General features: G+C 56.1%; 9 protein-coding genes. 2 read left to right on the forward strand and 7 right to left on the reverse strand.

Going from position 1 to position 10,076, the window contains the following annotated elements; all coding sequences use genetic code 11:
* Nucleotides 1–153 precede the first annotated feature (153 nt).
* From HMPREF1628_RS07105 to HMPREF1628_RS07135, 7 genes are all read right to left on the reverse strand, one after another.
* Nucleotides 154–774, reverse strand: coding sequence for a histidine phosphatase family protein (locus tag HMPREF1628_RS07105; RefSeq protein WP_034510026.1), 621 nt, complete (start codon nucleotides 772–774; stop codon nucleotides 154–156).
* Between the two features lie 15 nt (nucleotides 775–789).
* Entirely contained in the window at nucleotides 790–1,140 is a 351-nt protein-coding gene (gene rsfS, locus HMPREF1628_RS07110) for a ribosome silencing factor (RefSeq protein ID WP_034510048.1), read from the reverse strand.
* 26 nt (nucleotides 1,141–1,166) lie between these two features.
* A complete protein-coding gene (nadD, locus tag HMPREF1628_RS07115) occupies nucleotides 1,167–1,781 on the reverse strand; it encodes a nicotinate-nucleotide adenylyltransferase (protein WP_034510029.1) in 615 nt (204 codons plus the stop codon).
* Between the two features lie 74 nt (nucleotides 1,782–1,855).
* Entirely contained in the window at nucleotides 1,856–3,382 is a 1,527-nt protein-coding gene (obgE, locus tag HMPREF1628_RS07120) for a GTPase ObgE (protein ID WP_034510033.1), read from the reverse strand.
* A 94-nt stretch (nucleotides 3,383–3,476) separates the two neighbouring features.
* The gene (rpmA, locus tag HMPREF1628_RS07125; protein ID WP_016443457.1) at nucleotides 3,477–3,737 is read right to left on the reverse strand and encodes a 50S ribosomal protein L27; all 261 of its coding nucleotides are present in this window, start codon (nucleotides 3,735–3,737) and stop codon (nucleotides 3,477–3,479) included.
* A gap of 47 nt (nucleotides 3,738–3,784) precedes the next feature.
* Nucleotides 3,785–4,105: a 50S ribosomal protein L21 gene (gene rplU, locus HMPREF1628_RS07130; RefSeq protein WP_034510036.1), complete on the reverse strand. Its 321-nt coding sequence runs from the start codon at nucleotides 4,103–4,105 to the stop codon at nucleotides 3,785–3,787.
* Nucleotides 4,106–4,260: 155 nt separating this feature from the next.
* Nucleotides 4,261–6,849, reverse strand: a complete 2,589-nt coding sequence (locus tag HMPREF1628_RS07135) for an Rne/Rng family ribonuclease (RefSeq protein WP_034510040.1) — start codon at nucleotides 6,847–6,849, stop codon at nucleotides 4,261–4,263.
* Between the two features lie 498 nt (nucleotides 6,850–7,347).
* Here HMPREF1628_RS07135 and HMPREF1628_RS07140 point away from each other — a divergent pair, with 498 nt between their 5' ends.
* Together HMPREF1628_RS07140 and cydB are read left to right on the forward strand one after the other, a co-directional pair.
* A complete protein-coding gene (locus HMPREF1628_RS07140; RefSeq protein ID WP_034510043.1) occupies nucleotides 7,348–8,889 on the forward strand; it encodes a cytochrome ubiquinol oxidase subunit I in 1,542 nt (513 codons plus the stop codon).
* 18 nt (nucleotides 8,890–8,907) lie between these two features.
* The gene (cydB, locus tag HMPREF1628_RS07145; RefSeq protein WP_034510045.1) at nucleotides 8,908–10,032 is read left to right on the forward strand and encodes a cytochrome d ubiquinol oxidase subunit II; all 1,125 of its coding nucleotides are present in this window, start codon (nucleotides 8,908–8,910) and stop codon (nucleotides 10,030–10,032) included.
* Nucleotides 10,033–10,076 lie beyond the last annotated feature (44 nt).

Consider the following 10,076-nt stretch of genomic DNA (forward strand, 5'->3'; position numbering starts at 1 on the left):
TTCGAACCCCTGACCTCTTCCATGCCATGGAAGCGCGCTACCAACTGCGCCATAGCCCCTTAAACAAGTAACAACTATACAGAACAACTCTGCCCTAGCCAAACCGGCACCTGTGCGACCGCTCACGCGCAAGCCACTACCGACGAGCGGCTGTCACGCCCCTATGTTGTGTCCTACCAAGCGCCAGTACGGGGACCTATCAGCTTGCTCCAGAATCGACCAGTGACAGTTGTCCAGGCCGCGCAGACCAGACCAAGATCCCGGCGCAATCCCGAGCAATTGGGTAATCCCCTGAGTAATAGCCGACCCGTGCGACACAAACACGTACGTGCCGGGGGCAGCGTTAACAACTTCCGCAACTACCTCGGCGAAGCGCTGCCCCACATCCTCACGAGACTCGATCTGTGCTCCTGCGCAATCACCCGTTGAGCGCCACTCGCGATACCACTGCGGATGCTCAGCCAGCATCTCATCGCGGCTCAACCCCTCAAAAGCACCAAAGTTGCGTTCACGAATCCGCGGATCCGCAACCACTTCCAAGCCCGAATGCCTCGAGATTTCATGGGCCGTATCCATCGCGCGCGACAAGTCAGATGAAACAATCGCATCTGGTTGAAATGTCGCCACGATAGGCCCCATCTCGGCGGCCTGTGCTCGTCCCACCTCATTTAGCTCAATATCAATCACGCCCTGAACGCGACCTCCGATATTGAAGTCTGTCTGGCCATGGCGTACAAAAATCACACGAGACTTAACAAGGGGCGCGTCACCCATAAGCCACTCAACTCCTCAAAGCTCAAGAATCGGGCAATCTGCCCACAAACGCTCCAACGCGTAAAACTCGCGCTGCTCATCCAACTGAACATGAACCACGAAATCGCCAAAATCCATCAGAACCCAAGAAAGCTCCTCGCCGCTCTCCACGCGCGGACGCCTGCCTCCGGCCTCCAACACCTTATCGGTGACCTCATTTGCAATAGCCTGCACCTGGCGACCACTCGACGCAGAAACGACCAAGAATACGTCCGTAAATGGAGTGCGCTCGCCAACTAGAATCGCAACCGGGTTAACGCTCAACTTATCTTGCGCAGCCTTAACCGCAACCTGCAGGTACTGCCTCGTAGAATCACTAAGTTCCAAAATCCACCTTCCGGCCTCGAAAACCACTACTGCCTATACAGGCCGTACTTATCTATGTACTGCACAACCCCGTCCGGTACCAAATACCACACCGGCTTGCCAGCCTTCACGCGCGCGCGACAATCCGTAGACGAAATTGCCATCGCGGGCACCTCCAGCAAAGACACCGACGCCGGCGGAAGCCCCCTCGCGTTCAGCTCGTGGCCCGGCCTTGTCACGCCAATAAAATGTGCCATCTCAAAAAGCTTGTCTGAATCCTTCCACGTGAGGATCTGTTCCAGCGCATCCGCGCCGGTAATAAAGAAGAGGTCAGCATCCGGCCTCATTGCATGAATATCGCTCAACGTATCAATCGTGTACGTAGTGCCCCCGCGGTCAATATCAACGCGTGAAACCGTGAAGCGATTATTCGAGGCCGTTGCAATCACCGTCATCAAATAGCGATGCTCCGCAGACGTAACCCTGCGGCCCTCCTTGAACGGTTGCATCTGAGTGGGAACGAAAACCACCTGATCCAGATTGAACACGTCCATTACTTCCGAGGCCGCAACGAGGTGCCCATGGTGAATCGGGTCAAACGTACCGCCCATCACCCCAATGGACGGCCTATGATTCAATACCTCGCCCTTCACGTGCCTCACATTCAATCCAAATACCGGCCGCTAACTACTTCCCTATCCTACGGGTTTGAAAGGATGCCGGAAGCTTATACGCATTACTCGTCCGGATCGGTCCAAACTCCGGCTTCACGGTCCATCCAAAGCTCGTCGCGAGCCGCCTGCTTTGCATCCATACGCTCGTGGAAACGCGCCTTGCGTTCGCGCCTGGTCAGGCGCTCGCCACCCTCAAACCGCATGTCTGAACCGCGTGGGCCAAGCAACTCGGCACCTGTCTCCATGGTCGGCTCCCAATCGAAGATGACACCATCTTCAATGGATCCAATCACCACGGGATCACCCGGCAACGCACCAGCCTGTGCCAAGAGGTCTTCCACTCCCGCCAGACTCAAACGATCTGCCAGGTAACCAACCGCTTCATCATTTGCGAAATCAGTCTGCAAAATCCAACGCTCGGGCTTGCGGCCTCGAACCTGGAACAAGTCCTGCCCAGCGTGAGAGACCTTGCGAACCGTAATGACCTCATCACGTTCACGTCCGCCAATCGCCTGCGGACGCAATACCGTGGGTGCGGGCTCAATCTCGGGCATCGAGTCACGATGATCCTGCACCATCTTCGCAAGCGCGAAAGACAGCTCCTTCAAGCCCTCGTGCGTTACCGCAGAAACCTCAAAAACCGGCCAGCCAAACGCGTGCAACTCCTCGCTTTGCATATGTGCCATATCGCGACCATCGGGGATGTCGATCTTATTCACCACAATCGCGCGCGGACGCTCGCCCAGAGGCACATAGCCTTCCAACTCGCCCAAATCGGAACGATACTGAGCCAGCTCCTCTTCAATCGTCTTGAGGTCCGAAACCGGATCGCGCTCAGGCTCGAACGTTGCCGCGTCCAAAACGTGCACAATCACAGACGAACGTTCAATGTGGCGCAAAAACTCCAGACCAAGTCCCTTACCCTCCGAAGCTCCTGGAATCAGGCCCGGCACATCCGCAATGGTGTAGCGAATCTCGCCTGCCTGCACAACCCCCAGATTCGGGACCAGTGTTGTAAACGGGTAATCCGCAATCTTCGGACGGGCAGCCGACATGGCGGCGATAAGCGAAGACTTGCCCGCGGATGGGAAACCAACCAGCGCAACGTCAGCAACCGACTTCAGTTCCAGAATGACCGTGCGTTCCTCGCCCGGCTCACCCTTCAACGCAAAACCCGGAGCCTTGCGCTTACGAGAAGCCAATGCCGCGTTGCCAAGGCCTCCTCTACCACCCTCAGCGATGACCACGCGTGTCCCCACCTCGGTCAGGTCAGCGATGAGGGACCCATCCGCATCCTTAACCACTGTGCCCACTGGAACCGGAAGTACCACATCCTCACCGTTTCGACCCTCACCGTCTCCACCAAGACCAGGAGTGCCATTCTCAGCCTTGCGGTGCGGAAGATGGTGGTAGTCAAGCAGAGACGTGGTTTGATCCGAAACCTCAAGAATCACGTTTCCACCATCGCCACCATTTCCCCCGTCGGGGCCGCCGAGTGGTTTGTACTTCTCACGGCGAATCGATGCGGCGCCGTGACCACCATTGCCACCGGTAACGTACAAAGTCACCCTGTCAACAAAAGACGCCATAGCTACTCCCTACACGGCAAGCTTCTACAAATCCAGATAATAAAATTTTGAGGGTGATGGGAAACCCCAATCACCCTCAAAGCGTTAAGACTAGTTAGGCAGATACTGCCTCAACCACGTTAACGACGCGACGATTGCGCTTGTTCGCGAACTCAACATCGCCTGCAACGAGTGCGAAAAGCGTGTCATCCTTGCCGCGGCCTACATTCTCACCAGCGTGGTAACGAGTCCCGCGCTGACGAACTAGAATCTCGCCGGCCTGTACAAACTGGCCTCCGAAGCGCTTGATGCCGAGACGCTGGGCATTAGAGTCGCGACCGTTCTTGGAAGAACCGAGTCCCTTCTTACTTGCCATCTTTCAGCTTCTTTCTGTCAGTCCTAAAACGAGTTTAGGAACACTAACTACTTGATGCCAGTTACCTTGATCTTCGTCAGGGGCTGACGATGACCTTGGCGCTTGCGGTAGCCAGTCTTGTTCTTGAACTTGATAATAGAAATCTTCGGACCCTTGGCGGGTTCAACGATTTCAGCGGTTACCTTAACTTTGCCGAGCTCCGACACGTCCGAGGTTACCTTGTCACCGTCGACCACCATTAGGGGCTGGAGTTCGACAGTATCGCCGGGTTCTCCTGCCAACTTGTCGACGACGACGACATCACCGACGGACACCTTCTCCTGTCGGCCGCCGGCCTTGACGATCGCGTAGACCACGTTGCTGCTCATCTCTTAATAGATTACGAATTAACTATGCGTTCAAAGAAACGCACCGACGATCAAGACTACTTGAAACGCGCGTAGCAATCAAACGAATTTGCTCGTTTTGCCGCCTGTAGGCGTGTGGGATTCACCACCGGAGCCGCGCGCGTGTCGTCTTGAGTTTACTTATTCTCTTCCCCACCGGCATTAGGTTGCGACATTACCGCTCGCCTAGCCTTCTTAGCAGGGCGGGAAGAAGCGTCGGGTAACTGAATGTCATCGAGGCTCACAGCCGCGGGCCTTCCAATCTTTTCAGTTTTTACCGGCTCGGGCAGATCGAGCTTGACCTTGGGGTTTCCTACCTCCATGGTGACCGCTCGCCGCGCTCGCTTGCGGGGCACTACCGCGGCTTCACCCGAATGATTTGCAGCTTCTAGAAGATTTGCGGCGCGAGGAGCCGAAGCTAACTCCTTACGTTGACTACCCGCGGACACCTTCCTGGCTCGCTTGCCTTCCGGCTCGCTCCCGTCTGTGGCCACGCCTTGGTTCGATACCTTGGCGCCGTCCCGCTTCCCTCTCGACTGCTTCGAATCGCGCTTATGCCCCGGTCCACTCTCAGACTTCTTCGGCTTGGATTCTTCGGCACCGGTTTCTTGCTCAGACGAATCTTCTAGCTCGTTAGCTCCGCTCGCATTAGGGGCGCTGGACTCACTTTCTGAATTCTTGTCATCGCGGCGTTTGCGATTTCTTTGTCCGCGCCTGCGATCAGACTTCTTCGAGTTACCCTGCGCGTCTTCCTCAGCCTCGTGATGTTTAGAAGCAGCCGAGGCTGCTATTGCCGAAAGCGCTGCCTTCACTTCCTCATGCTTCTCATCAGATTCCGGCTCTTTCACCGGCTCTGACGTCTGCTTCTTCGGCGCGATAGCGTGGCCAGACTTATCCTTCTCTACAGGACTGGAGTGAACGATGAAGCCCCTGCCCTCACAGCACTCACACGGGGTAGAGAAGGCTTCAACTAACCCTTCACCAACCCGCTTTCGAGTCATTTGTACAAGGCCTAGAGCCGTAATCTCCGTAACCTGATGACGGGTACGGTCACGCCCTAAGCACTCCACCAGCCTGCGTAGCACGAGGTCGCGGTTAGACTCGAGCACCATGTCAACAAAGTCAATGACGATGATTCCGCCAATATCGCGAAGCCGAAGCTGCCGAACAATCTCTTCAGCAGCCTCCAGGTTGTTCATGGTGACCGTTTCTTCAAGAGTGCCACCTGAGCCAATAAACTTGCCCGTGTTCACATCGATGACGGTCATTGCCTCCGTGCGGTCGATAATCAAGGAACCACCCGAGGGAAGCCAGACCTTATTATCCATTCCCTTCGCAAGCTGCTCATCAACGCGATGCGAGTGAAACACGTCCTCGCGCTTGGTCCAGTGAACCAAACGATCTTCCAGGTCCGGTGACAGCTTTGACACGTACTCGCTGATGGTCTTCCACGTACCCGAGCCCTGCACCGTTAGCGAAGAAAAATCCTCGTTAAAGACATCGCGAACCACGCGAACAGCGAGCTCTGGCTCTGATCGCAACATCACCGGAGCTTTCTGCCCCTTCTTCTGCTTCTGTACGACCTCGTCCCACTGCGCCTGCAGGCGATTCACATCATCGCGCAACTGCGCTTCCGTCGCCCCCTCCGCAGCGGTACGGACGATTACTCCCGAATCCTTCGGAACGATCTTAGACAGTAGCTTCTTCAGGCGCGCCCGTTCCTTCTCGGGAAGCTTGCGCGAAATACCAGTCATCTGCCCGTCCGGCACCAGCACCAAGAAGCGGCCTGCCAAAGTGATTTGCGAGGTCAGACGGGCACCCTTATGCCCGATCGGATCCTTCGTGACCTGCACCAGAACTGTGTCACCCGACTTCAAAGCCTGTTCGATGCGACGCGGCCTGCCTTGGAATCCGAGCGCCTCCCAGTTCACTTCACCCGCATACAAAACCGCGTTACGACCCTTTCCAAGGTCAACGAACGCCGCCTCCATTGACGGCAAAACGTTCTGCACGCGACCGAGGTAAATGTTGCCCACCATTGTCTGCTGGGTGCGGCGCGCAACGTAATGCTCCGCAAGCAACCCATCTTCAAGAACGGCGATCTGGTTTAAACCGTTCTTCTCGCGCACGATCATCTCGCGCTTCACAGACTCACGCCGGGCCAAGAACTCCGATTCGGTTACAACTTGACGGCGACGGTTCTCTCGACGCCCCTCACGCCTACGCTGACGTTTAGCCTCTAGACGCGTTGAACCCTTGACGCCCTCAACCTCATTCGACAGTTCAGAAGAATCATCTTCTGTCGAAGAACGCCTACGCCTACGCCTGCGCACCGTAGTGACCTGCTCTTCGTTCACATCGTCGCCAGTGTCCTGTGACTGTTCACTGACGCTCTCGCCATCATCGAATGAGGACGAGTCCGCAACCTCTTCTTCCAAATCATCTACGCGCCTGCGAGACCTTTGTTTACGAGCGGGACGCTCATCATCATTCCCGCTTGTGTCGGGGTGAGAAATCGTCGGAGCTTGGAACAGCAGCGTCGCTGCGGCAGCCACAGGGACCTTTGTCCCTTGCGGGATCTCCTCATTCGCTTTGCGCGCGCCCGAGAAAACCGGGGCGCCTACACCGGGCGAAAACAGATCGGTTTCGACCCCTTTTTCGCCGCGATCAGCCTCATTATTATTTTCTTTTGTCACAAGCCTTCTCCAGTTAGCGCAGGACTTCATACCAAGCTCCTGCAGCAGCCGTCTTACGCAGACGGAAACCTAAACGGTGTAGCCCAAGCAGCTAACACAAGCGCCATACAGGGAGAAAACATCACCTGCTTGCGCCACTTTCACGGTATGGCGAAAGTATCTCCAGGAGGAATTATCGCACAATATACGAAGATCGGACGAATACGGCGGCACAGGGGACGAAAATGCGTCCTTTGACAGCATTTTCACCACCTCAAACTTGGACCGAAAACAGCCTCGTCAATTCTTGACAAAATCTTTTTAGAAACAATAATTTTGTCTAATTATTTTTTTGTTTACCGTTTCGTTACCAAAAACGGCACTTGTGAGCGGCCTAACATGCGCGTTATTACACGCTTTGTCAGATAGAATCTCGATTTGGAGATAAATCTTCCGTGCACACCTTGTATTCATGCATAAAGTGGTGTCTAAGAGGGGTCGTCGAAAATCGCCGACCTCAATTACCTATCAACTCGGAAAGGCGGAAACATGACCGTCCTCCCAGCAGCACTCGACGCAGTGTTTCTGGCGCGGTGGCAGTTTGCAATCACAACTGTCTACCACTTCCTACAGGTACCCCTAACCATTGGCCTGGGTCTCCTGGTTGCAATCATGCAAACCAAGTGGCACAGAAGCGGTAATGAGGTCTGGCTGCAGGCAACGCGATTCTTCGGAAAACTGTTCCTTATTAACTTCGCGCTAGGCGTCGCCACCGGCATCGTGCAGGAGTTCCAGTTCGGCATGAACTGGTCCGAATACTCCCGCTTCGTCGGCGACATCTTCGGCGCACCGCTAGCAGTTGAAGCACTGCTCGCATTCTTTATGGAATCGACCTTCCTTGGCCTATGGATCTTCGGCTGGGGCCGCATCTCAAAGCGGATGCACCTCGTTGCCATCTGGCTTGTAGCCATTGGCTCCACGCTTTCAGCCGTATGGATCCTCGCTGCAAACTCTTGGATGCAGCATCCTGTAGGCGCCTTCTACAACCCGGCCACCGGCCGCGCAGAACTTGACGGAGCCGGCGGCTTCTTCAAGGTCATCTCCAACCCCGTGCTATTCCTTGGATTCACACACGTCCTCTTCACCTCCCTGTTCGTAGCTGGCACCTTCGTTGCCGGTATCGCAGTGTGGTGGACAGTACGTTCCGCAAATGCTGGGGAGCACGGTGAACGCGAAGCACGCGAAATCTGGAAGCCGATCGCTAAGTTCGGCGCTTGGGCCCTCATCATCGCTGGCCTTGGCACCGTAGCAACCGGCCACTTCCAGGGCGTAGAAATGGTTAAACTCCAGCCAATGAAGATGGCTGTTGCTGAAGGCATCTGTATGGATACCGAAGGCGCCGCCTTCACCGTCGCTGGCTTTGGCGAATGCCCCCTCGACGATTCTGGCGATATGACCCGCTTCATCACGGTTCCTGGACTCGCATCGTTCCTGTCGCACAACTCCTTCAACGCTGAAGTAGAAGGCGTGCGCGACATCCAAGACCGCATGGTCGAGATGCTTAACGCCAACGAGTCGTTCACTTCGCGCTACGGTGATGCATCGCAGTACGACTTCCGCCCACCATCGATGCCAGTGTTCTACTCCTTCCGCATCATGGTTACGCTCGGCCTCATTTCAATGCTGCTGGGCCTAGGAATCCTCTACTGGTACCGCGGCGATAAGCTCGCCCGTTCCAAGTGGATGGCTAACTTCGCCCTCTTCTGCCTGCCCTGGCCGTTCATCGGCGCATCCGCAGGTTGGATCTTCACCGAAATTGGCCGCCAGCCATGGGTGGTATACCCGAACATTGCAGGTGCGCTGAACCAAGATCCAGTTGGTGGCGTTCTCCAGCTCACTGAGTTCGCCGCATCGGGTACGGTCCCGGCGGGACAGGTGCTGGTAACCACGGTGCTGTTCACCCTCCTATACGGCGGGCTCGGCGTCATCTGGTTCCTACTGTTGCGTCGCTGGGTACGCGAAGGCATGCATGTGCCCTACTCGAAGACGAATGAAGTAACCCCCGACACGCACCTGTCGTTCGGATACTGAGGAAGGTTGGTATAAACAATGAGTTGGCTCAGTATCGTTTGGTTCATTCTCATCGCCGTCCTCTGGACCGGCTACCTGATTCTGGAAGGCTTCGACCTTGGCGTTGGTGCCCTCCTCCCGTTCGTCGCTAAGAACGACGAAGAACGCTCCCAAGCTGTGAAGACCATTGGCCCTCACTGGGACGGCAACGAAGTTTGGCTCCTCACCGCAGGTGGCGCAACCTTCGCAGCATTCCCAGAGTGGTACGCCACCATGTTCTCCGGCATGTACCTAGCACTGTTCCTCATCCTTGTGCTCCTCATCCTGCGCATCGCAGCGATCGAGTGGCGCAAGATGATTGACTCCGTTAAATGGCGCTCCACTTGGGACACCATCCACACGGTTGCAGGTTTTGGCGTTCCCCTACTGTTCGGCGTTGCATTCGCAAACCTCGTACAGGGCATGAAGATCGAGGTCGTAGACCCGATGACCCTTGAGGCCGTGACGCCCCCAATCACCGATGATGTGCTCGTACACTCCGTACACCACCTGACGGGCGGTTTCTTCTCGCTCCTCACGGTGTTCACACTCCTTGGTGGCGCAGCTGTTCTGCTTCTCGCCCTCTCCCAGGGCGCACAGTTCCTGTCGCTTAAGACTGCTGGCCCGGTGCACGACCGCGCGGAGGCTCTGTCCTCCAAGCTTTCGATCATTGCCGCTGGCGTTACCGCGATCTGGGCACTGTGGGCAGTAATCGCCTACGCCGGATCCATCTGGGCGTGGCTACCACTCGTGGTTGCCGCAATCGCCCTCATCGTGTCCGCCGCACTATCGCAGAAGGCGCTCAACAATTCGATGGGCTCGTTCCTCGCGTCCTCGGTTGGAATTGCCGGCGCTGTCTCCTTCATCTTCGTTGCAATGGCACCGAACGTGATGAAGTCCAGCATCGATCCGGCATATTCTCTCACCATCGCGCAAGCGTCGTCCTCACACTCGACGCTCGTCGTGATGCTGACCGTAGCGATCGTGATGGTACCGATCGTCCTCGCATACACGGCATACTCCTACTGGGTATTCCGCAAGCGCGTCTCGCCTGATGACGTCGCAGAGAACCAGGGTCTACTACCCAAGCAGATCCGCGTTGGAGCGAACTTCCTCAAAGGCTAGATAAAGCACCAAGATGCGGGGCTGACCAATGCACGGTCAGCCCC

This window comes from Actinomyces sp. S4-C9 (genome assembly GCF_000758775.1).
In the GTDB taxonomy this organism is placed as follows: Bacteria; Actinomycetota; Actinomycetes; order Actinomycetales; family Actinomycetaceae; genus Gleimia; species Gleimia europaea.